Here is a 26230-nt window from a genome sequence, read left to right on the forward strand (position 1 = left end):
AGCTAGAAGCGAAAGCTTATATGACTTGCCTGAAAGACAAGCATAACTAGTATTGAAAAGTTCGTAGATCGTTAAGATTGAACAATCAATGAAGCAAAGATGAGGCTACTGATTTAGGAGGAAGTGTTCCGATTGTTGGAGCACTTCCTTTTTATTTTGGTGTTTGGCAGCCATCGTATTTTGTTGTGTGCGAAATTTGCATAGAAATTTGCATATATGAAGAAATAAATTATTGGACACAAAATGCTTGCATCCGCTCACTCTTTACGCTATCCTTTAAAACGTAATCGTTACGATTTGTAACGAGCAATCATTATCTGACTTGGGATAGGCCATAAAGAGAAAACGGGGGAAAAAAATGAATCAAAAAAAGAATATGAAGTGGGCGTTCTCGCTATTGGGGACAGCTGTGCTCTTGGCTAGTTGCGGAGCAGCCGAGAGCACAACAGAAAATACGGAGTCGGACAAGCTGCAGGTTGTCACGACCTTTTATCCGATGTACGATTTTACGAAACAGGTCGCGCAGGACGATGCCGACGTGAGCCTGCTTTTGGAAGCAGGAATGGAAGTCCATTCCTTTGGGCCTTCGAGCCAGATGATCGCGGAAATCCAGGATGCGGATGTGTTCATTTACAACAGCGCTGAGATGGAGACGTGGGTACCGGACGTGTTGGCTTCCATCGACACTTCGAATATGGTTGTCATTTGTGCAAGCGAAGCGATCACGCTATTGGAGTATGAAGGCGAAGCCCACGCGCATAATCACGAGTCCGAGGAAGAAGATGCGGAGACGGGACATAGCCATACTGTTGATCCTCACGTGTGGTTGGACCCTGTGCTGGCGCAGACTGAGGTAACGACGATTGCGGAAGGATTGGCCGAAGCAGATGTGGAACATGCCGAGAATTATCTGAAAAATGCCGAAACGTATAACGGAAAACTGAACGAATTGGATGAAGCCTACCGAGCCGCTTTTGATGGGGCGGAAAACCGTACTTTTGTGACGCAGCATGCTGCCTTCGCCTATTTGGCGGCCCGCTATGATCTCAATCAGATTTCCGTGACGGGTCTGAATGCCGAAAGCGAGCCGAGCGCGGCAGCTTTGGCGACACTTTCCGATTACGTGAAGGCCAACAATATTTCGCACATTTATTTTGAAAACAATGCTTCTTCACAGACGGCGGAGACGCTTTCGGAAGAGGTTGGAGTGGAATTGGCGGTATTGAGCCCTCTCGAAGGGATCACCGCAGAGGACCAGGAACAGGGTGCGGATTATATTTCGGTGATGCTGGAAAATCTTGAGGCATTGAAGAGAAGCATCAACTGATCCAGAAGTGTTATTGTTCCTCCTTGGGACGTTTGCGTGCTATGATTTGGTTGAGAAAAGACTGCAGAAAAAGCTTACAATGAAAATCGGAAAACAGTCGAACAACATGCACTTGTTTCAGTCAATGGGAAGATATTGTCGGACGAGGAGGGAAAGGTATGTTATTTACCGATCGGAAAGAAGCCGGCATCCTGCTGGCCGAAGCTTTGGAGAAGTACCGCGGAGAAGATATCGTCGTATATGCTTTGCCGCGAGGGGGAGTGCCTTTGGGCGTGGAGATCGCCAAGAAATTGGCGGCACCGCTGGATTTGCTCATCACGAAAAAAATCGGACACCCATTCAATCCTGAATATGCCATCGGGGCCATCACAGAGGATGCGGACCCGATTTTCAATCCGGGCGAGCACGGGGTGTTGGACCAAAATTGGCTGGAATGGGAGCTGAAGCGGCTCCGCCAGGAAATCAACCGGCGCAGGGAAACGTATGTCGGCGCTGCGAACATCCAGTCCTTGGAAGGCAAAACGGCCATCATCGTGGACGACGGCATCGCGACCGGCTTCACGATGTTCGCCTCAATAGCGGCACTAAAAAAACGGAACCCGAAACGCATCATTGTGGCAGTCCCGGTCACACCAGAGGATACCGCGAAAAAGATGGACCAAATGGTGGATGCAGTCGTTGCCTTGGAGCGGACGGATGACTATCTCGGAGCGGTGGGCGCCTATTATGTCCATTTCGATCAGCTCGACGATGCGGAGGTAGTCTCCTTGCTCCGAAGCATGAACGTTAAGGAGGAGAAGGCAGATGAGTGATCCGGAAAAAGCAGTGAAGATAACTGGAAATGGTGTCACGTTGAATGGTGATCTGGTACTGCACAAAGACGCGAAAGGTCTTGTCATTTTTGCCCATGGCAGCGGAAGCAGCCGACACAGTGTGCGCAACAAATACGTGGCCAGCGTACTGCGGGCGCATGGGTTATCCACTTTGTTGCTGGATCTTTTGACGGAAGCGGAAAGCGAGTGGACCGACAAGCGTTTTGACATCGATTTGTTGGCCCAGCGGTTGACGCTTGCGGAGAACTGGGTGAAGCAGCAGGATGAAACAAAACAGTTGCCGATAGGGTATTTCGGATCCAGCACTGGCGCGGCCGCCGCTTTGCAATCAGCCGCTGAGTTGGGCGATGGAATAAAGGCCGTCGTATCTCGAGGAGGACGGCCGGATTTGGCCAAGGCGCATCTGGCTATGGTCAAAGCCCCGACCCTGTTGTTGGTGGGCGGCTATGATGACGATGTGATCGAACTGAACGAGCAGGCTTACGCGTTGCTGAACTGCGAGAAGGAAATGACCATCATTCCGGGAGCCACCCATCTGTTCGAAGAAGCCGGTACGCTGGAGCAGGTCGCCGAGTTGGCTGCGCAATGGTTTGTGAAGCAGTTTCCGGGAAAATAAGGCTAGGTAACAAAAATAAGCAGGACCCCTTTCAATGAGCGGGGTCCTGCTTATTTTTTATGGGAACTTCAGCTTGCGCTTGCACTCAACAATGTCGATCACTTGGATTCAGGATTATAGTTCCAGCCGTGATCGTTGTGGTAAATCATCAACTTGGACATCCCGCCGTCGACAGTGAAATTCTGTCCGGTTATGAAGCCGGCTGCGTCACTGCAGAGGAAGCGGATCGTCTGCACGATGTCATCAGGCACGCCGACACGACCGACAGGGTGCTGCAGGAGATCTGCGGTCTCATAGTTCGGCTGATAGTCCTCATCTTTATGGAAGGAACCTGTGTCGATCCAACCAGGGCTGATGGAATTGACGCGGGCTTTTCCAGCCAATGAAATGCTGAGCGCATGCGTCAACGCAAGGATGCCGCCTTTAGCTGCCGAATAACTTTCGGTGTCCTCTTGCGACATGAAACCGCGGCTTGATGCGATGTTCACGACCGAAGCGTCAGCTGTGAAAACCGGCAAAAACAAACTCGTCAACAGGTATGGCGCCGTGATGCCCAAAGCCAGCACATAATTGAAGTCCTGATAGGAACATTCCGATAGAATCCCCTTTTTGCTGATGCAGGCGTTGTTCACCAGATAATCGACTTTGCCGAAGCGCTGCTTGACGGCATCCGCAAAAGCGTGAAGGGCAGCTTCCTCAGCGATGTCCCCGTGATGAAAATACACATCGTTCGTTGCGAAACGGGAAACGATCTTTTCGCCGGCTTCCTTATCTGTGTCAACGAATGCGACAACGGCACCTGCTGTCAAAAAAGATTCCACAGTGGCTCGGCCGATGCCGTTCGCTCCGCCGGTCACCACGACCACACGATTTTGAAAATCCATATTCCATTCCTCCCGACTGATTGATACTTCAAATATTTCGCGACTACAGCGAAAGCTTCAGCGATACGGGGCAATGGTCGCTGCCGAAGATATTCTCATGGATATCCGCGTCGACCAAGGCATCCTTCAAAGCGTCCGATACAAGGAAGTAGTCGATCCGCCAGCCGGCATTGTTTTTGCGGGCGTTGAAGCGGTAGCTCCACCAGGAATATCTCCCTTCCGCATCCGGATGAAAGTAGCGGAAGGTATCGATGAATCCGTTGGCGACCACTTCGCTGAACTTGGCGCGTTCCTCGTCCGAAAAGCCTGCGTTCTTGCGGTTCGTTTTCCAATTCTTCAGATCGATGTTTTCGTGGGCAACGTTAAGGTCTCCGCAGACGACAACTGGTTTTTCAGACTCCAGCCCTTTCAGATAAGCCAGAAAGGTAGTCTCCCAATCCATCCGGTAGTCCAACCGCTTCAGTTGCTCTTGGGAATTGGGCGTGTAGACAGTGACCAGGTAGAAGCCGGCATACTCTAAGGTGATGACTCGGCCTTCCGAATCATGTTCGGCAGCGCCTATGCCCAACCGGACAGAAAGCGGTGTATGCTTTGTGAATATTGCCGTACCGGAATAGCCTTTGCGCTCCGCGTAATTCCAGTAGGATTCATACCCGGGGAACGCAAGATCGATCTGTCCTTCCTGCAATTTCGTTTCCTGCAGACAGAAGAAATCGGCATCGAAGTCCGAAAAAATATCCGCAAAATTTTTATTTACGATGGCCCGTAAGCCGTTGACGTTCCAAGAGACAAATTTTAGATCCATTTTATGTTCACCAGCCTTAACGCAACGCAATCGTATAGTAAAGGAACAGGATGAAGAGGAAGAGATTGATGGTGGCCAATGTCCACTTCATTTTAGGCTCTGGAATGTTCAGCGCAAAAATCGTTCCGACAATCGGCAAAAACAGCGCCAATACCAACGAGGTAGTGGATACGGAGCCGGGATCTTTGGTAGTGAAGAGGTAAATAGGGTAAAGGATGGACAATAGTGTGAATGTTATTCCGTTTCTGGTTTGTTTCGGTTGCATAAAGCAGCCTCCTTTTTCTGTTATCTGTAATATTTTACCATACCTATGCGCTTGGATCGCAAGGAATAGGGCCGGAATTCGTGTCCAAAAAATGAAAAAGGACTCTTTCCGGCAGACAGATATCTAACAAAGCTATTTCAAATTGATTAAATTGTAAATTTTTTCATAAACTTGTGTTAAAATAGCATGAACAGGTGCGGAAATGCTTTTGATTAAAAAAAGATTAACATATGGTTAAAGAAATATAATTAATCGCTGCCGCTTACTTATTTGATACAAATCCGCATCAAGTGATGTTAGAATGGACTACATAAATAAAATTAGTGGGTGAAATGCATGTTGGGGACGGAAATAAAACAACAGTTTCCTGAAACTATCGTTAAAGAGAATGAAAACTTATCAAATTATACATACACAAAAACAGGTGGCCCTGCGGATGTACTGGTCTTTCCGAAATCCAAAGATGAAGTAGCGGCAATCGTTGCATGGGTGAATGAAAAGCAAGCGCCTTTGACCGTATTGGGCAATTCCAGCAATGTCATCATCAAGGATGGCGGCATCCGCGGCATCGTGATGATTCTGACGGAAATGGATCACATGGAAGTGAAGCGCCATCGGTTGATTGTCCAGAGCGGCGCACGTTTGATTGATGCTTCGCGGATGGCCTTGGCTGAGCGGTTGAGCGGTTTGGAATTCGCATGCGGCATTCCCGGCAGCGTCGGTGGAGCGGTCTACATGAATGCCGGAGCATATGACGGTGAAGTCGAAGAAGTCATTGAATCCGTAGTGGTGATCTCGCGTGAAGGCAAAATCAAAACCTACGAGAAGAATGATCTTGAGTTTTCCTATCGCCACAGCAAGCTGCAGGAAACGAACGAAATCGTTCTGGAAGTTGTCTTCCACCTGGAAAAAGGCAAGCAGGAAACAATCAAAGCCCGAATGGATGAATTGACGGCTTTGCGCGAATCGAAGCAACCATTGGAATATCCTTCATGCGGCAGCGTCTTCAAACGGCCGACCGGGTATTTCACAGGTAAATTGATCCAAGAAGCGGGTCTGCAAGGTTTGATTTGGGGCGGGGCACAGGTGTCGATGAAGCATGCAGGCTTTATCGTAAACATCAACAGTGCCACAGCGACCGATTACATTGAACTGATTGCACATATCAAAGAAGTCATAATGGAACATTATGATGTGCCATTGGAAACGGAAGTCCGGATCATTGGAGAAGATACAGTGGGAAGCGTATAGGTGAAAAGAAGGCTGGGTGCGAACATTCAGCTCTTTTTTGAATAGCACTTAATTATTTTTTTGAATATATAATGAAGGAGGATAGCCCATGCGAAGACCACTGATATCTTTTCAGAACTTTAGTTTCACCTATTCAGATCAAAAGGAACCGACGTTAGAAGAACTTAATGTCACCATCTACGAAGGAGAAAAAATACTTGTGCTCGGCCCTAGCGGCTCCGGGAAAACGACCTTTGCCCGCTGCCTCACTGGCGTATTGCCGAGTGAAGAGAACGGCGATGCGAGCGGAAACATCCTCTTTCACCATCAAATCGATCAAACGATTGCCCCCTTTGAAGATTTTCTTCCCAATGAAATGAAACTGGTCAAGAACAGTCTGATTCCCCACGCGGACCAGATGGGGAAATTTGGAGTGAAGCAACAGGTCCCATTCCGTACAGCAGATGATTTGAAAAAAATGGACAATTGGCATGATTTTTTGAAGAAACGCCCTTATCTGAAGCGCAGTTTCATGAAATTGTCGGAACAGCAGTTGGGTGATATCACGATGGCAGGTATCTCCTTGGATGGCAAGCCAGTGATTATATTCGATGAGCCATTGGCGAATCTGGACCCGAGTTCCGGGGATTTGGCCATGAAATTCATCGATGATCTGCATCGTGTCAGCGACACAACCGTCCTCATCATCGAACATAGGCTGGAAGATGTCTTGGCACAACCGATCGATCGCATCTTGCTGTTTTCCGGCGGGCGGATCATCGCGGATGCGACGCCGGAGGAGATACTCCGCAGCGAAATTCTGAGTGACATCGGCATCCGGGAGCCCCTTTACATCACAGCTATGCGCTATGCGGGAGTCGATCTGGACAATGTCCGGGAACTGGCGAACGCAAAGAAAGTGAACGGGCCGCAATTAAAGGAACAGATGGAAAGCTGGCTGAATTATCTGCCGCAATTCCGGTATCCCGATTATGATGAAGTGCTTCTGGAGCTTGACGGCTTATCGTTCAAATACCCTTGGAACGACAAGGACATCGTCGACGGTGCCTTTCTCCGCATCTACAAAGGGGAAATGATCAGCCTTGTCGGTGCGAACGGCGCCGGCAAATCGACACTTTCCCGTTTGATGACCGGTGAGGAAAAACCGCAGAGTGGCCACATCTATTGGAAAGGCCATGAAGTCAGCGACATCGATGCGGATGAAGCGGAAAACTATGTCGGCTACGTCCCGCAGAACCCGAAAGACAGCCTCTCGCAAGAAACCGTTTATGAAGAGATAGCTCTAAAAATGAAACAGCGCAACATGCCTGAGGAAGAGATTGTAAGGAAAGTCGATGAAGTTGCGAAAGTTTGCGGACTGCAATACATCAAAGACTTGCCGTTATCGATGCTGAGTTTCGGCCAACTGAAACGGGTGTCGATTGCATCCGTATTGGCGCTGGATCCGGAGCTGATCATCTTGGATGAGCCGGCAGCCGGGCAGGATTTCAGCCATTATAAAGACATCATGCATTTCCTCCAACGGATCCACCAGAACGGTGTGACCGTCGTGATCGTAACGCATGACATGCACCTGATGCTGGAATACACCCGCAGAGCGGTCGTCATGGCTAAAGGGAAAATTGTGGCCGATACGAGTTCCGCATTTGTCCTCATCAATCCGAGGCTGATCCAGATCGCCTCATTGAAAGAGACCACCTTGTTCACCTTCGCCAACCAGATCGGAATGACGGACCCTTATTCCTTTACGGAAAAATTCGTCTACTACGATCGGGCCGCGCGCTTGTTCTGATAAAATCCATATAAGTTCAAAACGCCAGAATGATTTTTTCTGGCGTTTTTTGTTCGTGTTTTTTGCTGCAAAGGATGCTACTTCTTATATGATAATAGTGTTTTGTGCTAACATAATGGTAACGAGTGAATGTCTGATCGCATCCGATCGGAGTGAACGTTCAGCGCCCATAATTAAACGACGGAGGCGGGAGAAAATGACTGAGAATCCGATCATTACTTTGGAGAATGTGAAAAAAGTCTACGATGATGAAACTGTGTTGCACGATATTAACTTTGAACTTGAAAAAGGCAAATTCTATACCCTCTTGGGACCATCCGGCTGCGGGAAGACGACGATTCTGCGTTTGATCGCCGGATTCGCGGACGCTACGGAAGGCGTCATCAAAATCAACGGCGAAACGGTGAATGACGTGCCGGCGAACCGACGCAAAGTCAATACCGTTTTCCAGGACTACGCTTTGTTTCCCCACATGAATGTTTTCGATAATATCGCATTCGGGCTGACGATCAAAAAAATGCCTAAGGAACAGATCAAGCTGAAAGTGGATGAAGCCTTGAAAATGGTTCAACTTGAGGGCTACGAAAACCGTGAAATCAGCGAAATGTCGGGTGGGCAGCAACAGCGCGTCGCAATCGCCCGGGCAATCGTCAATGAACCGGATGTGCTGCTGTTGGATGAACCGTTGTCGGCTTTGGACTTGAAACTGCGCACGGATATGCAGTACGAACTGCGGGAACTGCAGGAGCGGCTGGGCATCACCTTCATTTATGTCACGCACGATCAGGAAGAGGCGTTGGCAATGAGCGATTGGATCTTCGTCATGAACAAGGGTGCGATTGTCCAGAGCGGCACACCTGTGGATATTTATGACGAGCCGATCAATCGGTTCGTTGCGGATTTCATTGGCGAGAGCAATATCGTTCCCGGGACGATGGTGGAGGACTACAAAGTCAGCTTCGTCGGCAAGGAATTCGAATGTTCCGATGCGGGGATCACACCAGGCGAAAAGGTCGAAATCGTCATCCGCCCGGAAGATCTGGAGCTGACGACAGTCGAAAACGGCAAGTTAGTCGTGAATATCGATATGCAGCTTTTCCGAGGTGTCCACTATGAGATCATCGGTTACGACAAGGACGGAAACGAGTGGATGATCCATTCCACCAAGCGCGCGGAAATCGGCAAGGATGTCGGACTCCATTTCGGTCCGCAGGATATCCATGTCATGCGACTTGGAGAATCTGAAGAAGAGTTCGATGCCCGTCTGGAAAGCTATGAAGAATAGGGGGAAGAGCCATGACGAAAAATTCTAGAGCGTTCTATTCTGTTCCTTATATGTTGTGGTTAGGGTTGTTTGTCCTCTCACCGATGCTGCTGATCCTGTACCAGTCGTTTTTCGACATCACCGGGGCCTTCACTTTTGCCAACTACGCGACTTATTTCACCTCGGGAAATTATCTGCGGATGACGTTGAATTCGTTCCTTTATGCGTTCACCATCGCCCTCGTGACGTTCCTGATCAGTTACCCGACGGCGCTGTTCCTGAGCCGGACGAAGAATAAGCAGCTTTGGCTTTCCTTGATCATTCTGCCGACTTGGATCAATCTTTTGCTGAAGGCCTACGCCTTCATCGGTTTGTTCAGTCAGAGCGGTACGGTCAATCAATTCCTGAGCTTCATGGGCATCGGTCCCCAACAGATTCTGTTCACGGACTTCAGTTTCATTTTCGTGGCGGCCTACATCGAGCTGCCGTTCATGATTCTGCCGATTTTCAATTCGATCGAAGAGCTGAACCCGGCCTTGATCGTCGCCAGCGAGGACCTGGGTGCAACAAGGATGCAGACTTTGACTAGGGTCATCTTTCCTTTGACGCTTAGCGGCGTGCGCAGCGGTTTCCAGGCCGTCTTCATTCCGTCACTGTCGCTGTTTATGCTGACGCGTCTGATCGGCGGAAACCGGGTCATCACTTTGGGAACTGCTGTGGAACAGCATTTTCTCGTCACCCAGAACTGGGGTATGGGCTCAACGATCGGCGTCATCCTGATCATCAGCATGATCGCCATCATGTCCCTGACGAGTGACAAAAAGAAGAAAGGCAGGCGAGTCAAATGAAGGAAACAACCAACACGAAGTGGAACAATGCATTTCTTGTGCTCGTTTTCGCCATCCTGTACCTGCCAATCTTTTATCTCATTTTTTATTCGTTTAATGCCGGCGGAACCATGAACGCCTTCACCGGCTTCACTTGGGAGCATTACCAAGCCGTGTTTGAGGATACGCGCTTGATCGGCATCGTTTTGAACACATTTTTGGTGGCTTTGCTGTCGGCCCTCATCGCAACTGCGATCGGCACGATGGGCGCAATTTTCATTTATTACACCAAAAAACGCAGCATCAAGAATACGCTCTTGAGTCTGAACAACGTGCTGATGGTTTCTCCGGATGTCATCATCGGGGCAAGCCTGTTGATTCTGTTCACGATTCTCGGCTTTTCGTTGGGCTTCTCATCCGTGCTGTTGTCGCACATCGCTTTTTCGATTCCGATCGTCGTGCTGATGGTGCTGCCGAAGCTTTATGAGATGAACGATTCGATGATCAGTGCAGCCCAGGATCTGGGTGCCAGCTCCGGCCAAGTCTTCAGCAGAATTCTGATCCCGAGCATCACTCCGGGGATTCTTAGCGGTTTCTTCATGGCCTTCACCTATTCCTTGGATGATTTTGCGGTGACCTTTTTCGTGACGGGGAACGGCTTCACCACTTTGGCGGTGGAAATCTATTCACGGGCCCGCCGTGGTGTCAGCCTGGAGATCAATGCGCTCAGTGCGCTGATGTTCCTGTTCACGTTGCTGTTGGTCTTGAGCTACTATTTCATTCAACAGTATGAGCACAATAAACATGCACAGCAATTGAAGGCAATCGGGAAACGCGCCGGCTCGGGACGGACGGTGAAAAAAGGATGAAAAAATTAATGGGAATGGCGGCCGTTGTGCTGCTTGTTTGTGCAGTAATCGCTTTTGGGATAAATACTCTGAATAGAGCGCAAGGTTTTTCGGAAGGGAATACGCTGACCATCTACAACTGGGGCGACTATATCGAACCGGAGCTGATCGCGAAATTCGAAGAGGAGACTGGTTATAAAGTCTCCTACGAAACGTTTGATTCGAACGAGGCGATGTATACCAAAGTCAAACAGGGCGGAACGGCTTATGATCTGAGCATCCCCTCGGAGTACATGATCAATAAAATGGCTGAAGAAGGTTTGCTGATCGAACTGGACCATTCGAAGATCGAAGGCCTGGAGAACATCGATCCGCGTTTCCTCGATTTGCCGTTCGACGAAGGAAACAAATATTCCATCCCTTATTTCTGGGGTACATTGGGCATCATCTATAACGACAAAATGGTGAAGGAAGAGATCACCTCCTGGTCCGATCTCTGGGATCCGAGCTACATAAACAGCCTGCTTCTGATCGACGGGGCGCGCGAAGTGATCGGTCTAGGACTCCAAAGTGAAGGCTACTCGCTGAATGAGACGGATCCAATCGTTTTGACTGAGGTCGCGGATAAACTGAAAGACATCACGCCGAACATCAAAGCCATCGTTGCCGATGAAATCAAGATGTACATGATCCAGGAAGAAGCGGCCATTGCCGTCACTTTCTCCGGTGAAGCCAGCGAGATGCTATGGGAAAACGAAAATCTTCATTATGTGATCCCAGAAGAGGGCTCCAATCTGTGGTTCGACAACATCGTCATACCGAAGACCGCAAAAAATATTGAAGGCGCCTATGCCTTCATCAATTTCATGCTGGAACCTGAGAATGCGGCCATCAATGCGGAATACGTCGGCTACGCCACACCGAACCAAACCGCCATCGAACTGATGGATCCCGAAATCACCAGTGATGAACAGTTTTATCCGTCCGACGAAATCATGAACAAACTCGAAGTCTACGAAAACCTAGGAGCCAAAAACCTCGGGACTTATAATGACCTCTTCCTGGAAATCAAAATGTATCGAAAATAATAAAGAAATAAGGAGAACATACGGAAAATGGATAACCTCATAACCAAATGAACTGGCGATTTGATTATCGATTGTTTAATTATCTACCAAAGACGACTGAAAGGTCGTTTTTTTTGTGGAGAAAAACATTGACTTAATCTTAAGCTTAAGAGGTAAGATTGCATAGAAACATACTATTATTTCATTTAAGCGAGGCGGGATAATGAGAAAGAGAATCTTGCTAACTTTCATGCTCTTCGCTGTTTGTCTATTAGCCGCTTGCTATAGACAAACGTCTGAAAGAGGTGAAACAGATTTGAACTCAAGGTTACAAGATAGTCAATCATCAGAAAATGGTATTGAGACAGGAGAAAACAAAATGCAGATACAAATTCAAGATAACACGCATACTGTTGTATTTATGCTAAATAATAGTGTTGCAGCAGAATCACTCTATAATCAGCTTCCATTGAAAATAATGGTGGAGAATTATGGGAATAACGAAAAAATATTTTATCCGCCAACAAAACTGAATATCAGTAACACTCCAAGTGCAGAAGGCCCCGCTGGTACACTAGCCTATTTCGAACCATGGGGAAATGTCGTCATGTATTATGGCAGCTTTGGACGTTATCGGGGGTTGTATGATTTGGGAATAGCCGTTTCAGGGGGAGAACATATCAAAGAATTGACAGGGGAAATATCTGTTACCAAGGTTTCTGATTGAAATCAGTTGGATTGTATTGGTTTGGCAGCCGCACTCACAATATACTCAAAAAGTCTGTCGAAGAATTTCCGCTTCACAATCCGCGCAAGGTTGTGCTATCATTAAAATAAGATTAAAAAGAAAGAAGGGAATCTCTTGACTAAATTCATCAGTTCAGACAAAGCACCCGCAGCGATCGGTCCTTATTCGCAAGGAACAAGAAAGAACGGCTTCATCTTTTCATCCGGACAATTACCGATCGATATGGAAACGAAGGAACTTGTTTCTGACCCTGCTGCAGCGACAACAGCCAGCCTGAAAAATGTGTTGACGATCGTCAAAGCGGGCGGCGGCTCGTTGAAATCAATCCTGAAAGTCAACGTGTTCGTGAAGGACATCAATGATTTTGACGCCATCAACAGCGCGTACGCTGCATTCTTCGGCGAACATAAACCAGCCCGCTCTTTGGTGCAGGTTGCCGCATTACCGAAAGATGCCGTCATCGAAATCGAAGCCATCGCAGCAAAAGACTAAAAAAATAGCTGCCACCCGATCAGAATGTTCTGATCTGATGGCAGCTATTTTTGTTTTGTTTGAGGCACAGAACGCGAACAAGTCAGACACAAAGAAACAACCCGAAACCGCTATTCGAAAGGATTCGCTTTGACCGGGGGCTGGTCATCAACCCATTCCGGCTTGACTTCCAGCTGCTGGCCGAAGATCATCATTTTCAGGCGGACGCCTTCACGTGTGGCGGCCAAACCGCCCAAGCCGGTTTCGCGCAGGGAGGCGGGAAGGTTTTTTCCGACTTTGCGCATCGCTTCGATCACATCGTCGGCGGGGATTTTGTTCGTCAGCCCGGCCAAGGCCATATCGGCGCTGATCAGGGCATTGACCGCACCGATTGCATTGCGCTTGACGCAGGGAATCTCGACCAATCCGGCAACCGGGTCGCAGACGAGGCCGAGCAGATTGCTGATGGCCATCGCCATCGCTTCCGATGCCTGCTCAGGCGTACCGCCCGCGATTTCGACGGCCGCAGCGGCTGCCATCCCGGATGCACTCCCGACTTCGGCTTGGCATCCTCCGGCAGCACCGGCGATCATGGCATTGTTGGCGATCACCATGCCAAAGCCGCTGGCGCAGAACAGCATCTGGACCATCTGCTCCTCCGTCAGACCAAGTTTATCCTTGATGGCGAACATCACACCGGGCAAAGTCCCCGATGAACCAGCGGTCGGGGTGGCGCAGATGATCCCCAATGAAGCATTGACTTCATTCGTGGCGATGGCGCTCTCCACCGCGATCAGCAGGTCGTCGCCTGAAAGCGTGTTGCCGCGTTGGCGATAGTTCCGCAGTTTCACGGCTTCACCGCCTGTCAACCCAGTGGGGGAAAACACGCCATCGCCAGCCAATCCTTTTTCGACTGCGGCTTTCATGACGTGGTAATTGTTGCGCATCTGTTCCCAAATTTCCGTGCGCGTCCGGTGGCTCTTGGCCATTTCCTGCAGCAGCATCAATTCGGAAATCGGTTTGCCGCTTTCCTCCGCGGCGGTCACCAATTCTGCAATCTTATTGTACAAAGCGGTATTCCTTCTTTCCTAACTGATCAGTATCGCCTTTTCGATGAAAGGCAGCTCGTTGATTTCGTAGATCATTTCTTTCGTGGGGACCGTATCCAGATAGAGGACGACCCATTCGGTATCACTTTCCCTGAAAATGCGGATATCATTCAGGGGATAGCCTTTGAATGCGAAATAATTCTGCCATTCCGCTTCGCTGTAAAGATGGTATTGGAGCGTATTCTGATGGATAAAATAGATAGGCAAATGCGCATCCAACCGCATCGAGAAGTTGTCGATGTCGACTTGGTTCAGAACAATCGAACCGCCCCCAATGGAACTGCCCGTGACGGATATTTTTTTCTTGTCCCGTTCCAACACCATCGTGGCTGTGTTCGGGTGGCCGACGGGGGAGTCGCCGATTTCTTCGATGAATGTCACGGCTATCTTTTGGGATTCGGCCATTTTCAGGGATTGCGGAATCATCGGATCGTCCGCTGCAAAACCGAGTATTCCGCCAAGGATCGCAAAATCGGTGCCGTGCCCGAGATGGGTATCCGCGAACGATTCGTAGTAATGGATCGTGACCTTTTTCGGCTTCACCTCGAACAGCTGCGCCGCCGCTTTCCCCAATGCGAGAGCGCCTGCAGTATGCGAGCTGGAAGGGCCGACCATCACCGGGCCGATGATATCGAAAATGCTTCTGAATGTGTGACTCATGACGATCTCCTTTCCTTATTGGTTCATGAAAGCTTGCCTCTCATTATAGCGAAATGGCTGCCGGAATGACAGGTGGCATACTTGCTTTTTTAGCGGATTCTAATGGCTTTTTAACGGAGTATCCGCTGCCAAACATAGAAACGCTTCCTTTCCGTATGATATAATGACTTCATCATCCTGAAAGGAACGCGTGAGAATATGGAACTAAAAGAACTGGTTGGATTAAAAGCTGCAGAATACATCAAAGACGGTATGACAGTAGGTCTGGGAACAGGCTCGACTGCCTATTATTTTGTGAAGGAAATCGGTAGACGTGTGAACGAGGAAGGATTGAAGATCACTGGGGTGACGACTTCGATCCAAACGAAGGAATTGGCTGAGTCGTTAGGGATTCCGTTAAAGAGTGTGGATGAAGTGACTTGCATCGACATCACTGTGGACGGAGCCGATGAAATCAGCGAAGATTTCCAAGGGATCAAAGGCGGCGGCGGAGCCTTGTTGTTCGAGAAAATCGTTGCCGACAATTCCAAAAAAGTCATCTGGATCGTCGATGAAAGCAAAATGGTGAAACATCTGGGTGCATTCCCGCTGCCAGTGGAAGTCGTCTGCTACGGATCGATCCAACTGTTCAATAAATTCAATGAAAAAGGCTATAATCCGGAATTCCGCAAGACGGCAAACGGGGAATATTATTTGACTGATGAAAAGAACAACATCATCGATCTGCATCTGGGTGAAATTTTGGATCCGAAGGCACTTGCCGAGGACCTGATCCACCTGACCGGTGTAGTGGAACATGGTTTGTTCCTTGACTGTGTGGATACCGTTTTGGTCGGTACAAAAGACGGCGTGAAAGTGATCGAAGCGAAAAGATAAGCTTCAACTAAAATGCACAAAAACGTTTTGCGCTGTGCTTGATATTCGAAAAGTCAGATTCAAATGGAGGGAAAGCCTATGAGAATGGTAGATTTAATTATCAAGAAACAAGAAGGCAAAGCATTGACGAAAGAAGAGATCCGTTTCATAATTAACGGCTACACGGACGGGTCGATTCCTGATTATCAGATGAGCGCCTGGGCGATGGCCGTCTTTTTTCAGGACATGACCGATGAGGAACGGATGGAATTGACGATGGCCATGGCTGAATCCGGCGATCAAATCGATCTTTCCGCCATCGCGGGAATCAAGGTCGACAAACATTCAACCGGCGGCGTCGGCGACACGACGACTCTTGTGCTCGCGCCATTGGTTGCCAGCTGCGGCGTGCCGGTAGCGAAAATGAGCGGACGCGGACTGGGGCATACAGGCGGCACGCTGGATAAACTGGAATCGATCCCCGGCTTCCATGTGGAAATCGACGAAGAGACCTTCGCATCCATCGTGAACGAAAATAAAGTCGCCGTCATCGGACAATCCGGCAATCTCTGCCCGGCGGACAAGAAATTGTATGCCTTACGGGATGTGACCGGAACCGTGAACTCATTGCCGCTGATCGCAAGTTCGATCATGTGCAAAAAAATCGCAGCCGGTGCGGATGCTATCGTGCTCGATGTGAAAACCGGAGCCGGTGCGTTCATGAAGACGGAAGAAGATGCGCGAGCACTTGCCCATGCGATGGTCAAAATCGGCAATCTGGCCGGCCGCAAAACGATGGCGATCATTTCCGACATGAGCCAGCCTTTGGGTGTGGCGGTCGGGAACGCCTTGGAAGTTGAAGTGGCGATTGAAACGTTGAAGGGCAACGGGCCTAAAGACTTGGAGGCGCTCTGCATCGAATTGGGAAGCCAGATGGTCTATCTGGGCGGAAAAGCGGCTGATTTGGCCGAAGCCCGCGAACTGGTAACAGAGAACCTCCGCAACGGCAAAGCATTGGAGAAATTCAAGGTTTTCGTTGCTTCCCAAGGAGGAAATCCGGCAGTCGTGGATGATTATTCATTGATGCCGCAAGCCTCGCGCCAACAGGAAGTTTTGGCTGAAGCATCCGGGTATGTGACGGAAATCATTGCAGATGACATCGGCGTAGCTGCGATGTTGCTTGGTGCCGGGCGCGCCACGAAAGAAAGCACGATCGATCTGGCGGCCGGACTGAATATCCTGAAGAAAGTCGGCGACCCGGTCCAAAAGGGCGAAGCAATCGTCAGGATGTTCGCCAACAAAGCAGATTTTGCCCAGGCCGAAAGGCTGATCCAGGAAGCCTATTCCATCGGCGAAGAACAAAAAGAAATCACCCTGATCCACAGCATCATCACAGACTGAAAACAAAAGCATCCGAGCCGCACACATTTAATCGTGAGCGGCTCGGATGCTTTTCTCATTGGTCGAAAGTTACGTTCGTGATGTCCTTGCTCATGTTCATCAGATCGTTCACCAGATCTTTTTTCTTGTAGTAATGCGGTAAACCGATCCCGTAGATGACGATGTAGTTCGGGTGCTCGCTCTCCGGATTCTCGATCAGAAACTTCATGTCCGAAGTCTCGATGTTGTTTTCGGAAAGGAACAATTCGATCGCCTTTTTCAGATCCTGGTGTCTGTAATGGATCTCCACATGCAGCCCGCCTATGGAAGTCCTGAGTTTTTTGATGATATGCAGAACGACATAAAGAATCAGACAGCCGATGAAAGATAGGAAATAATAGCCCATCCCGACGGCAATCCCGAGACCGGCGACCGTCCAAATCGTTGCTGCCGATGTCAGGCCGGTGACCGTATCCCGTTTGGTGATGAGGATTGTGCCGGCGCCGAGGAACCCGATGCCGCTGACGATCTGGGCGATGATGCGGGTAAAGTCGACCGTGATGCTGGATGCGATATCCGGATTCGCAATAGCCAAGTTCAGACTGTAAAAAGCGATTTCGAGCTGAATCAAAGTGATGAGGCAAGCTGAAACGGAAACGATAATGTTCGTACGCAGACCCGCTGCTTGACGATTCTCTTCGCGTTCATAGCCGATGATGCCACCGACAAAAACCGCCGCAAGCAAGCGCATCGTTATTTCCAATGTGCTGATGGAATACACAGCAGTCCCCCCTTTCAAAATAGAGCATTTCTTCTATTTTAAAGCATCGGCTGTATTCTGTAAAAGGAAATGACGATTTTCTGAAAATATGCAGAATCACGCCGTTTCTTCCGCCAGCTTATGATAAAATGGAACATAACATTATTTTTTGATTAGAGGAGGGGCAATATGTCGAAAAAAGAGTGGCTGGCTGGAATGAAAGCCATCTATCCGGTTTGTTTCGGCTACATTCCGATGGGGTTGGCCTGTGGGGTCCTGTTGCAGCAAGCCGGTTATCATTGGCTGGCGGTCATGCTGATGAGCCTGATCATCTATGGGGGAGCTTCGCAGTTCATGATTGCGTCGATGACTGTGGCCGGGGCAGGTTTGCTGGAAATGGTGATCATGATTTTTTTCATCAATCTGAGGCATCTCTTGATGAGTTCCAGTCTGGCCCACAGAATCCGCGAGAAGAACACAGCTTTCAGCATATTCTTTGCGCAGACGATCACCGATGAATCGTTCGCCGTCAACACGCTGTATTTCAAAACCGATGGCATGTGGAATCCAACGAAAGCAATGGCTGCGAATGTCACGGCCTACACGACCTGGATTTTGAGCACGGGAATAGGCGCGATGGCCGGTAAGAGCATCGCTTTGTCGCCGGTTGTGATGAACTACATCCTCATTGCGATGTTCATTTTCCTGCTCATTTCCCAAATCGAGAACCGCATCGTGTTCTGGACGGCAGTATTTTCCGGTATCACGGCGGTCGTGCTGATGAGTCTGCTGCATCATAATATCGCCATCGTCCTGACTTCGATCTTGGCTTCCGGATTCGGGCTCTATCTGCAGAACAAGAAAGACGAAAAGGAGGGGATTTTGCGTGGATGATAAAGCATTATGGCTCATTTTGGGTGGGGGTTTGGTGACTTTTCTGCCCAGATGGCTCCCTATCGTTGCCTTGAAGAACGCGCGGATTCCGATCTGGTTCCAGAAATGGATGAGCTTCCTGCCGGTTTCCATCTTTTCGGCATTGATCGCTTCGGATATCTTTTTCTGGGAAGGCAATGTTTCCTTGAATATATTGGAAAACGCCAAACTGTTGCCGTCGCTTGTGACTGCAGTGGTGGCTTATTATTCGAAAAATATGATCCTTTCCGTCATCGTCGGCATCGTGGGCATCAGTCTGATGGTTTGGGCACTTTGATTACTCTCGCTTATTTTTAATGTTTTCGCCATCAAATTTTCATTATTCTGTTGACATGCTTTTGTTTGTTGATTATGATGAATGCATACCCAAGGGAAAAGGAGGCAGTCGAATGCAAACGATCACGCGTGTTACAGCAATGAACGGAAAAAGCTGGCAAAGCCGCATAGTGTAGGTTGATCGTGTGACAGGACTGTCCATAGATGCAACCTCAGATTCAGTCTGGATTAGCGTCTATGCGGATATTTCCTTCTTTTACTTATTCAGGAAACCATCACCGCAAAGACTATTAGGGTCTCTGCGGTGTTTTTGTATCCAAAAATGCGTTGCCGATCCAGATTGGGATGTTTACGAAGAATCAAATTTCAAAAAATGGAGGAGTTTTGATGATGAAAAATGGGATGAGAAACATGTTACGAATGAGTTCGATATTGGTTATCGGGTTACTGGCCGCTTGCGGAAATACAGCGTCGGAAAGTGATTCTTCGGCAGCTACAAATGAAAGCGAACAGGAAAAAGTCTATATCGGCATTCTGCAGCTGACGACGCATCCGGCTTTGGATCAGATCACGGAAGGCATCCTGGATGAGTTGGCGGCGGCCGGCTATGTCGACGGCGAGAATGCCACCATCGATTTCCAGAATGCGCAGGGGGACCAGGCGAACATGAAGTCGATCGCCGAAAGCTTCGTCAGCCATGACGCGGACATCATGATCGGGGTTGCGACGCCTGCCGCGCAAGCGCTGAAGAACGCCTCCGATGAGATTCCGGTGATCCTTGGTGCGGTCCAGGATCCAGTCGGTGCTGGCCTGGTTGAATCCTTGGAGGCTCCAGGCAGCAATGCGACGGGGCTGTCGAACCGGACACCATCCAACGAACAGATGGCATTGATCAAGCAATTCCTGCCGGATGCCACAACAATCGGCGTCATGTACACAACTGCCGAAGACAATGCGATCATCTCCGGCCAACGCGCCGAGCAGGCGGCAGCGGATCTCGGATTTGAAGTCGTTACGAGAACAATCACTACTTCGAACGACATCGCCCAAGCGGCGGAAAGTCTTGCAAAAGAGGTCGACGCGATCTATGTACCGAATGATAATGTCATCGCGAGCGGAATGGCAACCTTGGTGGATGCGGCCGATGCGTTCGGCATCCCGGTTTTCCCGGCGGCTGACACGATGGTGAAAGACGGCGGCGTTGCGACTTTCGCGCCAAGCCAATACGGCATGGGTACGCAGATCGGCCAAATCGCGGTCGACATCCTGAAGGGCGCGGATCCGGCGACTTATCCGGTCCAACTGGTCAAAGAGAATTCCGTTTACATCAACCAAGCCAAAGTGGACGAACTGGGCTTGACGATTCCGGAAGAAGTCAAGGCCGATGCGGTGTTTGTGGAATTGGCTGAATAATAGTCATTTATGGAAGAGGCTCATCCAACTGCGTATGGGCCTCTTTTTTTGGCGTGGCGTTAGTTAGGTGGTCGCTGAGGTTACCGGATGCGGAACAAGAACAATGAGGATATGTCGGTTGAACGGATTATGTGTTGGTGTGAACAGCCGAGACATACCGAATGTGTTGACTGAACGTATCAAGCGTTGTCGCGAACAGTCAAGACATATCAAATGCGTTGACTGAACGTATCAAGTGTTTCCCCGAACAGCCGACGAAGCGATGATTTGTCGGTTGTTCATCCGTAACCCCAAACCTGCCACACCCACCAAACAAAAAACGCGCCAGCGGCCGGTATCATTCTACCGTTCGCTGACGCGTTTGTATTATATTCAACTTTGTGTTGAACGATTGGCGTACTGACGGAAATCGATCCCGCGCATGTCGCACCAGTCGAGGATATCCCGTTGGAAAATAAGATCCGTTCGAACCAGATCGGCAACCGAAGTTTTTCCGAGCATTGCCATGACCGTCGTGATCTGTTCCTTCCAGGCTTCGACCGTCTCGGCCGTCTTTTCCGGTCCATCGCTCAGGACCATATGCAGAAACTGGCCGGAAAGACCGGCAGCCTTTGCGCCCAAACTCAAAGCCTTGACGATGTCCAACGGTGTTTTGATGCCGCCGGATGCCAGGAACTCCGCTTTGCCGCGATGAACATCGGCTTCAAGCAAAGAGATCAACGTCGATTGGCCCCAGTTCTCCAAATCATCGTAGGCTATTACGGTCCGTCTTGCGTTTTCGATTGCCGCAAAGTTCGTGCCACCTTTTCCGGAGACATCGATCGTCCCGACGCCGACAGCGATCAATTGCTGGATCGTTTCCCGGCTCATGCCGAAGCCGACTTCCTTCACGATGACGGGGACGCCGACATGCGCGGTGATCTCTTCGATCTGGCGCAGCCACATCGTGAAATCGCGGTCGCCTTCCGGCATGATCATTTCCTGCGGCGCGTTGATGTGTATCTGCAAAGCATCAGCTTCCAGAATCGCAACAGCGCGTTTGGCATTCTCAAGGGAATGGTGGGCGCCGATATTCGCCATTACCAAGCCGTTCGGGTTCACTTTGCGGATGATCGAAAAGCTGTCGCTCACACTGGGATCCTTCAACGCCGCGCTGACGGAACCGGAGGCCATCGCCAAGCCGGTCATTTTTGCGACCATCGCAAGATCGGCATTGATCTGTTTGGTCCGCTCGCTGCCGCCGGTCATGCCGTTGATGTAGAAGGGGGCATCCAGACTCATTCCGGCGATATCCGTCTGAAGCGAAATATCCGCAACTTTCAGATTGGGCAAAGAGTGATGCACAAAGCGCATCTTCCCGAAATCGGAAAGATCGGCTGGCTCATACTGTTTTTCGGCCAAATCGACGTGCTGGTCTTTTCTGTTTGAATCAAGCGTCATTCGGATGCTCCTTTCCATTCGATGGCTGCTGCACTTCTAACGTAGCTGAAGACGTGCAGCGGCAAGTTCATGATCCCGACTTTTTCCCACTCCGAAATCAAGGGGATGATGCCAGATTGCCTGTCGATGATGACGATGCCGCAGTCTCCGCCGCCGGCACCGGATGATTTTGCCGCACCCAGATTATTTTCGGCCAAATCGCATAATTGCGTCAATGGGGGTGTCTCAATGACGACACCGGTGTGCGCCGTCAATTGTTTCAGCAGCAAGCGGTTCTCACGGATGCCTGCCTGAATCGCTTGCAGATTGCCCTGTTCAAAAGCTGCTATCATAGCGTTCACGCACTTTTTGCTGGCTTCCAGGAATGTTTTGTAAAAATCGTCGATGCCTCCACGGACATCGTTGACGCGGTCGACAAGATGGGTGGTCGAAGCCGGCGAGCCGGTCCAGCCGATCACCAAACGCAGATTGGCTGGTGGTGTCAAAGGCCGGATCATCAATTGCGGCCAGGCTGATTCCAACAACTCGGTGAGCGTCAGCTCGGCTGCTTGTTTCATTACCCATTCCCTGTCGAAACAGGCATAAGCTATCCAGCCGCCGTAGGTGCTCGCGGCAATGTCGCCGAAGGAACCGTTGCTTTTGACGGACAGATGCGCCAAAGCAGCCAGCTTGTAGACCAATTCGAATTCCGGATCGATCGCATAAAATTTCAGCAGAGCTTTGATCGTCGCGACCGTCACCGCACCGCTCGATCCCAGTCCGTATTTTTTCCCGCTGGCGTTGTCCAACTCGCTCTTCACGGACAGATGGAAATAGGATAACGGTATCCCGGATTCTTTGATGTAGCGTTCCGTCACCTTGACCGCCTCGGTAATGTAGAGGAAAGGATTTTCGCGCTGGTCGATGACCAACTGATCCTCTTCGCGGGTCCAAGGAATCGGCAAACCGCCATACTGCGCCGACCGGATCGTCCCGGTCGTATCGGCTTCTTCCAAAGATGCTGTAATGAACTGATCCAGGGCGACCAAAATCGACGGGTGGCCAGGCGTCACTACCGCATATTCTCCAGCGATGAACAATTTACCAGGAGCACTTGCTTCTGTTACAGTCATGAATTCAACCCTCTCTGTTCCTGTTAGTCGTTCCAATTGTAGACAGCGCGTTCGGCTGCAGTCAACTCCCGGATTCCCTTGCCGGGCTTGGTGATGATCAATTTATCCTCTGTGAAATGTTCCAACAACGCTTCCTTTATCGTTTCGGCTTGCGAAAGGCGGCACAGCACCTTCACATTCGGACCGGCATCCATCGTGACATAACAAGGGATGCCTTGTTTGCGCAAAGCCTGGGCGGTCTTGATGGCGACGATGCTGTCCGGTTCCCAATAGGAAAAAGGCGGTTCCGCACCCAACATGGTTCCGTGCATTTTCATGCCGTTCGCTTCGGTGATTTCGCCCAAGCGGATGAAATCTTTTGCAGCGATGGCTGCTTTGATGTCCAGTATATCTTTTTTCGCCGATTCCACCCAAGCCGGATAGAAGGGCGAAGTCTCGACCGTGCGTTTCATGCCGATGCGGCTGGAGACTTCTTTCGCTTTCTGGTTGACGGCCACGATGACCATACCGATATCCCAGTTGGCATCGTCGACGGGTATCGCGAAGGAATCTTCGGAACAAGTCCCCATATCCCATTCCACAAAACCGCCGTAGATGCTGCGCGTCGCACTGCCGCTGCCGCGTCTTGCGAAAGTCGACAATCGCTGCGGATCCAAATCAAGACCCAAAGCCAAGTTGGCAGCTCCCGCCAAAGCAGCGAAGGCGGAGGCTGAGGATGCCAGACCGGCTGCGGTAGGGACATGGTTGATGCTTTCCACGCGTGCGTGCATGGCTGTCTTTTTTTCTGCGCGGAACAGATCGAGAAATTTGGAGATTTTTTGTGTCTCTTTTTCGCCTTGTTTCTCGCCATTCAGATAGAAAGAATCCTGCGGGAGGGCTTCATCGAAGACGACCATCGTATCCGTGTAGAGTTTATCCAAGGTCATGGAAAGGCTGCTGTTCATAGGCAAAAAGTAGGTTTCGTCCCGCTTCCCCCAATATTTGATCAGCGCGATGTTGGTATGCGCTCGGACATGAGCTTTCTTAGGCATCTTCAGTTCCTCCCATTTGATAGATCCAAGTCCGGATTGCCCCGGCTTGGCGTATAGATTCTTCCACTTCTTCCGCTTCGGAGCGGGTACCGGCCAATGCGATCATGCAACCGCCGCGTCCGCCACCTGTCAATTTGGCGCCCAGCGCTCCTGCAGACCGGGCCGCTGATACGAGCCTGTCCAGATCAGGGCTGGATACTTCCAGAAAAGACAACACTTCATGGGCTTGGTTCATCAATTGCCCCAATTGCTGCGGGTCATTTGCCTCGATGGCTGCCTTCGCCGTTTGAGCAAAACTGCCCAAACGGGTGATGGCGTCGCGGTATGGTTGCGGATTTTCTCCGTTCAGTTTTGTGGCGATACTGGCTACTGCTTCCTTCGTTTGCCCGGTCACGCCGGTATCACCGACAATCATGTAAGCCTTCAGGTTCAAAGGAAAAGCTTCGAAAGGCTGGCCTTTAATGTAAAAGAGCGGTTCGTCACCGCTTGCCGTAGCGGCATCCAGACCGCTAGGGTTTCCGTGTGCGACCATCTCGGATATGTTGACGAGCCGGAGCAAGGTCGCTTGGTCCAACGGCTTATCGAAGTAGGCGAAAAGGGCGCGGGTCAAGGCCACCGAAACGGCCGCACTGGAACCCATGCCTCTTTCGGCCGGGATGGTGCTCGCGAGCGAAATCGCCAAGTTATCGCCCGAAACCTGCAGTTCGGCCAATGCGGATTGGATGGCTGTCCGCATGCTTTCCAGGATTTCAGGCATTTCTGCAGCGATGCCGTTATAATATGAGCAGTCAATGGTCAAGGGACCTTCCGCTTCGCATACGGTAGCGGTCATTTCGACTGCCGGGAAGGGCAGTGCAATGGATGGCTCCCCGTGAACGACAGCATGTTCACCCATCAGGATGATTTTGCCGTGCGACTTGCCGGTTGAGCAACGTGTTTTTATCATATAGGATCGTCCTTTACTGGTTATGAACCAAGCGGAAAAGTAGTACTGTCGCTGATTCTTACGCGTCTTCTATTATGCTTGCTGTACATGGATTTTGCAAATCGGCATGATTTCGCGGGATCATTCGCTTTTAAAATTCTTTTTTAAATAAAATTTGGCAAATTCAGCACATATTTTTCGCTATTTTCTTTCATCATTTTCATTGTATCGGAGCAAAAATGCAAAGTAAATCAAATCTTTGGGATTTTACGGAAACTTAAAAAGCTATCCCACCGCAGAATGCAAAGATTAGGTTTCAATTAAAATTTAATGTTCGTATTTCATGGGGGTTAAATTTTCAGAAAAGTGTGATACAATTACCAAAAGTTTGATTATTTCCAGAAGGGAAAAGCTATGATAGAAGATAGAAACTACTACGAAATCCATCGTGAAGAATGGCAAACTTTTCATCAAGATTCCATTCCGACAATCACGGAAGAGGAACTGAGGGAATTGACATCATTGAATGATAGGCTTTCATTGGAAGATGTTAAGGATGTCTATGTGCCGTTGGTGCATATGTTCGATATTTACTTGCAGCAGTACCGGAATCTTCAGCGGGATAAAAGCAGATTTCTTGGCAGATCCTATGAACCGTCTCCGCTCATCATTGGCGTAACGGGTAGTGTCGCAGTAGGTAAAAGTACGACAGCACGTGTACTGCAGAATCTTTTGAAGCGGGCTTATCCGACAAAAGCCGTCGAATTGATGACGACGGATGGTTTCCTGTATCCGAACCGGATATTGAGGGAACGCAACATCATGGATCGTAAAGGATTCCCGGAAAGTTACGATATGGAAAATTTGGTGCAATTCCTGTTGGATGTGAAGACAGGCAAGCCGAATGTCCGGTTTCCGGTATATTCCCACCGCATCTATGATATTGTCCCTGGCGATTATGAGGAAGTGAATCATCCGGATATTCTGATCGTGGAAGGGATCAATGTGTTGCAGTTGCCGAGCAATCAACAGATTTACGTCAGCGACTTCTTTGACTTTTCCATCTATGTGGATGCCGAGGAAGAGATGATCGAAAAATGGTACATCGAACGTTTCGAAATGCTGATGGACTTGGCAATCGATCAACCGGACAATTATTATTACAACTATGCAATCGGCAAACGCGAGGATGCCATCGAGATGGCCAGAGGCGTCTGGAAAAGGGTCAACCTCAAAAACCTTCGGGAGTATATCTATCCCACGATCACACGGGCAAATTTAGTGATTCACAAAACAACTAATCACTTTATTGATGAATTGTACATAAAAAAATATTAA

General features: G+C 49.6%; 27 protein-coding genes. 17 read left to right on the forward strand and 10 right to left on the reverse strand.

Annotated features, from left to right (window positions below; genetic code table 11):
* Window positions 1-358: 358 nt before the first annotated feature.
* The 3 genes from C7R73_RS09025 (at window position 359) to C7R73_RS09035 (ending at window position 2776) form a co-directional block, all read left to right on the forward strand.
* Window positions 359-1327, forward strand: a complete 969-nt coding sequence (locus C7R73_RS09025) for a metal ABC transporter substrate-binding protein (RefSeq protein WP_205076498.1) — start codon at window positions 359-361, stop codon at window positions 1325-1327.
* Window positions 1328-1485: 158 nt separating this feature from the next.
* Window positions 1486-2139 carry a phosphoribosyltransferase gene (locus C7R73_RS09030; protein ID WP_106450196.1) on the forward strand — a complete coding sequence of 218 codons (654 nt, stop codon included), beginning with the start codon at window positions 1486-1488 and terminating at the stop codon, window positions 2137-2139.
* Window positions 2132-2776 (forward strand): dienelactone hydrolase family protein, encoded by a 645-nt coding sequence (locus C7R73_RS09035; protein ID WP_106450197.1) that lies wholly within the window; start codon window positions 2132-2134, stop codon window positions 2774-2776. The genes C7R73_RS09030 and C7R73_RS09035 overlap by 8 nt, the downstream gene beginning before the upstream one ends.
* Window positions 2777-2874: 98 nt before the next feature.
* Here C7R73_RS09035 and C7R73_RS09040 read toward each other — a convergent pair whose 3' ends face one another.
* From C7R73_RS09040 to C7R73_RS09050, 3 genes are read right to left on the reverse strand one after another with little or no spacing between them, the layout of a single operon-like run.
* Window positions 2875-3660, reverse strand: coding sequence for an SDR family oxidoreductase (locus C7R73_RS09040; protein WP_106450198.1), 786 nt, complete (start codon window positions 3658-3660; stop codon window positions 2875-2877).
* Window positions 3661-3703: 43 nt separating this feature from the next.
* On the reverse strand, window positions 3704-4465 hold the full coding sequence (locus tag C7R73_RS09045; protein WP_106450199.1) for an exodeoxyribonuclease III: 762 nt from the start codon (window positions 4463-4465) through the stop codon (window positions 3704-3706).
* Between the two features lie 16 nt (window positions 4466-4481).
* Window positions 4482-4730: a hypothetical protein gene (locus C7R73_RS09050; RefSeq protein WP_106450200.1), complete on the reverse strand. Its 249-nt coding sequence runs from the start codon at window positions 4728-4730 to the stop codon at window positions 4482-4484.
* 336 nt (window positions 4731-5066) lie between these two features.
* On the opposite strand from C7R73_RS09050, the gene murB reads away from it, so the two are divergent.
* The 8 genes from murB (at window position 5067) to C7R73_RS09090 (ending at window position 13019) form a co-directional block, all read left to right on the forward strand.
* Window positions 5067-5981 carry a UDP-N-acetylmuramate dehydrogenase gene (gene murB / locus C7R73_RS09055; protein ID WP_106450201.1) on the forward strand — a complete coding sequence of 305 codons (915 nt, stop codon included), beginning with the start codon at window positions 5067-5069 and terminating at the stop codon, window positions 5979-5981.
* An 88-nt stretch (window positions 5982-6069) separates the two neighbouring features.
* Window positions 6070-7773, forward strand: a complete 1704-nt coding sequence (locus tag C7R73_RS09060) for an ABC transporter ATP-binding protein (RefSeq protein ID WP_106450202.1) — start codon at window positions 6070-6072, stop codon at window positions 7771-7773.
* 196 nt (window positions 7774-7969) lie between these two features.
* Window positions 7970-9058, forward strand: a complete 1089-nt coding sequence (locus C7R73_RS09065; protein ID WP_106450203.1) for an ABC transporter ATP-binding protein — start codon at window positions 7970-7972, stop codon at window positions 9056-9058.
* 11 nt (window positions 9059-9069) lie between these two features.
* Window positions 9070-9885, forward strand: a complete 816-nt coding sequence (locus tag C7R73_RS09070) for an ABC transporter permease (RefSeq protein WP_106450204.1) — start codon at window positions 9070-9072, stop codon at window positions 9883-9885.
* Window positions 9882-10733: an ABC transporter permease gene (locus tag C7R73_RS09075; protein WP_106450205.1), complete on the forward strand. Its 852-nt coding sequence runs from the start codon at window positions 9882-9884 to the stop codon at window positions 10731-10733. The genes C7R73_RS09070 and C7R73_RS09075 overlap by 4 nt, the downstream gene beginning before the upstream one ends.
* The gene (locus C7R73_RS09080) at window positions 10730-11800 is read left to right on the forward strand and encodes an ABC transporter substrate-binding protein (RefSeq protein ID WP_106450206.1); all 1071 of its coding nucleotides are present in this window, start codon (window positions 10730-10732) and stop codon (window positions 11798-11800) included. Before C7R73_RS09075 ends, C7R73_RS09080 begins: the two co-directional genes overlap by 4 nt.
* A 202-nt stretch (window positions 11801-12002) precedes the next feature.
* The gene (locus tag C7R73_RS09085; protein ID WP_153060381.1) at window positions 12003-12506 is read left to right on the forward strand and encodes a cyclophilin-like fold protein; all 504 of its coding nucleotides are present in this window, start codon (window positions 12003-12005) and stop codon (window positions 12504-12506) included.
* A gap of 135 nt (window positions 12507-12641) precedes the next feature.
* The gene (locus tag C7R73_RS09090) at window positions 12642-13019 is read left to right on the forward strand and encodes a RidA family protein (RefSeq protein ID WP_106450208.1); all 378 of its coding nucleotides are present in this window, start codon (window positions 12642-12644) and stop codon (window positions 13017-13019) included.
* Between the two features lie 110 nt (window positions 13020-13129).
* Here C7R73_RS09090 and sdaAA read toward each other — a convergent pair whose 3' ends face one another.
* Both sdaAA and C7R73_RS09100 read right to left on the reverse strand, forming a co-directional pair.
* The gene (sdaAA, locus tag C7R73_RS09095; RefSeq protein ID WP_106450209.1) at window positions 13130-14068 is read right to left on the reverse strand and encodes an L-serine ammonia-lyase, iron-sulfur-dependent, subunit alpha; all 939 of its coding nucleotides are present in this window, start codon (window positions 14066-14068) and stop codon (window positions 13130-13132) included.
* Window positions 14069-14086: 18 nt separating this feature from the next.
* On the reverse strand, window positions 14087-14767 hold the full coding sequence (locus C7R73_RS09100) for a serine dehydratase beta chain (protein WP_106450210.1): 681 nt from the start codon (window positions 14765-14767) through the stop codon (window positions 14087-14089).
* A gap of 198 nt (window positions 14768-14965) precedes the next feature.
* Between C7R73_RS09100 and rpiA the strand changes: the two genes are divergently transcribed.
* The gene (gene rpiA, locus C7R73_RS09105; RefSeq protein ID WP_106450211.1) at window positions 14966-15643 is read left to right on the forward strand and encodes a ribose-5-phosphate isomerase RpiA; all 678 of its coding nucleotides are present in this window, start codon (window positions 14966-14968) and stop codon (window positions 15641-15643) included.
* Between the two features lie 78 nt (window positions 15644-15721).
* Window positions 15722-17023, forward strand: a complete 1302-nt coding sequence (locus C7R73_RS09110) for a pyrimidine-nucleoside phosphorylase (protein WP_106450212.1) — start codon at window positions 15722-15724, stop codon at window positions 17021-17023.
* Between the two features lie 55 nt (window positions 17024-17078).
* On the opposite strand, the gene C7R73_RS09115 is transcribed toward C7R73_RS09110, so the two are convergent.
* Window positions 17079-17783 carry an MgtC/SapB family protein gene (locus tag C7R73_RS09115; protein WP_106450213.1) on the reverse strand — a complete coding sequence of 235 codons (705 nt, stop codon included), beginning with the start codon at window positions 17781-17783 and terminating at the stop codon, window positions 17079-17081.
* 168 nt (window positions 17784-17951) lie between these two features.
* On the opposite strand from C7R73_RS09115, the gene C7R73_RS09120 reads away from it, so the two are divergent.
* The 3 genes from C7R73_RS09120 to trpX all read left to right on the forward strand — a co-directional run bounded on the left by C7R73_RS09120 (window position 17952) and on the right by trpX (window position 20384).
* Window positions 17952-18656, forward strand: coding sequence for an AzlC family ABC transporter permease (locus C7R73_RS09120; RefSeq protein ID WP_106450214.1), 705 nt, complete (start codon window positions 17952-17954; stop codon window positions 18654-18656).
* Entirely contained in the window at window positions 18649-18972 is a 324-nt protein-coding gene (locus C7R73_RS09125; protein ID WP_106450215.1) for an AzlD domain-containing protein, read from the forward strand. The genes C7R73_RS09120 and C7R73_RS09125 overlap by 8 nt, the downstream gene beginning before the upstream one ends.
* Window positions 18973-19358: 386 nt before the next feature.
* A complete protein-coding gene (trpX, locus tag C7R73_RS09130) occupies window positions 19359-20384 on the forward strand; it encodes a tryptophan ABC transporter substrate-binding protein (protein ID WP_161525913.1) in 1026 nt (341 codons plus the stop codon).
* Between the two features lie 372 nt (window positions 20385-20756).
* Here the strand turns inward: trpX and fni are convergent, their stop codons facing one another.
* Genes fni through mvk form a run of 4 tightly spaced genes read right to left on the reverse strand, consistent with a single transcriptional unit; the run spans window position 20757 to window position 24913 of the window.
* Window positions 20757-21824: a type 2 isopentenyl-diphosphate Delta-isomerase gene (fni, locus tag C7R73_RS09135; RefSeq protein WP_106450217.1), complete on the reverse strand. Its 1068-nt coding sequence runs from the start codon at window positions 21822-21824 to the stop codon at window positions 20757-20759.
* On the reverse strand, window positions 21821-22936 hold the full coding sequence (locus C7R73_RS09140) for a phosphomevalonate kinase (protein WP_106450218.1): 1116 nt from the start codon (window positions 22934-22936) through the stop codon (window positions 21821-21823). Before C7R73_RS09140 ends, fni begins: the two co-directional genes overlap by 4 nt.
* Before the next feature lie 23 nt (window positions 22937-22959).
* Entirely contained in the window at window positions 22960-23967 is a 1008-nt protein-coding gene (gene mvaD, locus C7R73_RS09145; RefSeq protein ID WP_106450219.1) for a diphosphomevalonate decarboxylase, read from the reverse strand.
* A complete protein-coding gene (mvk, locus tag C7R73_RS09150; protein ID WP_106450220.1) occupies window positions 23960-24913 on the reverse strand; it encodes a mevalonate kinase in 954 nt (317 codons plus the stop codon). The genes mvaD and mvk overlap by 8 nt, the downstream gene beginning before the upstream one ends.
* A 393-nt stretch (window positions 24914-25306) precedes the next feature.
* Here mvk and coaA point away from each other — a divergent pair, with 393 nt between their 5' ends.
* Complete coding sequence (gene coaA / locus C7R73_RS09155; protein ID WP_106450221.1) at window positions 25307-26230, forward strand: type I pantothenate kinase; 924 nt, start codon at window positions 25307-25309, stop codon at window positions 26228-26230.

It is taken from the genome of Trichococcus alkaliphilus (assembly GCF_003008695.1).
Classification (GTDB): Bacteria; Bacillota; Bacilli; order Lactobacillales; family Aerococcaceae; genus Trichococcus; species Trichococcus alkaliphilus.

Bases quoted from the DNA above. Each gene is read 5' to 3' on its own strand.
- C7R73_RS09085 (WP_153060381.1), top strand. From the start codon at position 12,003: ATGAGAAAGAGAATCTTGCTAACTTTCATGCTCTTCGCTGTTTGTCTA.
- coaA (WP_106450221.1), top strand. From the start codon at position 25,307: ATGATAGAAGATAGAAACTACTACGAAATCCATCGTGAAGAATGGCAA.
- C7R73_RS09045 (WP_106450199.1), bottom strand. From the start codon at position 4,465: ATGGATCTAAAATTTGTCTCTTGGAACGTCAACGGCTTACGGGCCATC.
- C7R73_RS09110 (WP_106450212.1), top strand. From the start codon at position 15,722: ATGAGAATGGTAGATTTAATTATCAAGAAACAAGAAGGCAAAGCATTG.
- mvaD (WP_106450219.1), bottom strand. From the start codon at position 23,967: ATGCCTAAGAAAGCTCATGTCCGAGCGCATACCAACATCGCGCTGATC.
- trpX (WP_161525913.1), top strand. From the start codon at position 19,359: ATGATGAAAAATGGGATGAGAAACATGTTACGAATGAGTTCGATATTG.
- C7R73_RS09025 (WP_205076498.1), top strand. From the start codon at position 359: ATGAATCAAAAAAAGAATATGAAGTGGGCGTTCTCGCTATTGGGGACA.
- C7R73_RS09140 (WP_106450218.1), bottom strand. From the start codon at position 22,936: ATGACTGTAACAGAAGCAAGTGCTCCTGGTAAATTGTTCATCGCTGGA.
- C7R73_RS09035 (WP_106450197.1), top strand. From the start codon at position 2,132: ATGAGTGATCCGGAAAAAGCAGTGAAGATAACTGGAAATGGTGTCACG.
- C7R73_RS09080 (WP_106450206.1), top strand. From the start codon at position 10,730: ATGAAAAAATTAATGGGAATGGCGGCCGTTGTGCTGCTTGTTTGTGCA.
- C7R73_RS09100 (WP_106450210.1), bottom strand. From the start codon at position 14,767: ATGAGTCACACATTCAGAAGCATTTTCGATATCATCGGCCCGGTGATG.
- rpiA (WP_106450211.1), top strand. From the start codon at position 14,966: ATGGAACTAAAAGAACTGGTTGGATTAAAAGCTGCAGAATACATCAAA.
- C7R73_RS09120 (WP_106450214.1), top strand. From the start codon at position 17,952: ATGTCGAAAAAAGAGTGGCTGGCTGGAATGAAAGCCATCTATCCGGTT.
- C7R73_RS09030 (WP_106450196.1), top strand. From the start codon at position 1,486: ATGTTATTTACCGATCGGAAAGAAGCCGGCATCCTGCTGGCCGAAGCT.
- C7R73_RS09050 (WP_106450200.1), bottom strand. From the start codon at position 4,730: ATGCAACCGAAACAAACCAGAAACGGAATAACATTCACACTATTGTCC.
- C7R73_RS09070 (WP_106450204.1), top strand. From the start codon at position 9,070: ATGACGAAAAATTCTAGAGCGTTCTATTCTGTTCCTTATATGTTGTGG.
- mvk (WP_106450220.1), bottom strand. From the start codon at position 24,913: ATGATAAAAACACGTTGCTCAACCGGCAAGTCGCACGGCAAAATCATC.
- C7R73_RS09075 (WP_106450205.1), top strand. From the start codon at position 9,882: ATGAAGGAAACAACCAACACGAAGTGGAACAATGCATTTCTTGTGCTC.
- C7R73_RS09040 (WP_106450198.1), bottom strand. From the start codon at position 3,660: ATGGATTTTCAAAATCGTGTGGTCGTGGTGACCGGCGGAGCGAACGGC.
- C7R73_RS09065 (WP_106450203.1), top strand. From the start codon at position 7,970: ATGACTGAGAATCCGATCATTACTTTGGAGAATGTGAAAAAAGTCTAC.
- C7R73_RS09060 (WP_106450202.1), top strand. From the start codon at position 6,070: ATGCGAAGACCACTGATATCTTTTCAGAACTTTAGTTTCACCTATTCA.
- fni (WP_106450217.1), bottom strand. From the start codon at position 21,824: ATGACGCTTGATTCAAACAGAAAAGACCAGCACGTCGATTTGGCCGAA.
- murB (WP_106450201.1), top strand. From the start codon at position 5,067: ATGTTGGGGACGGAAATAAAACAACAGTTTCCTGAAACTATCGTTAAA.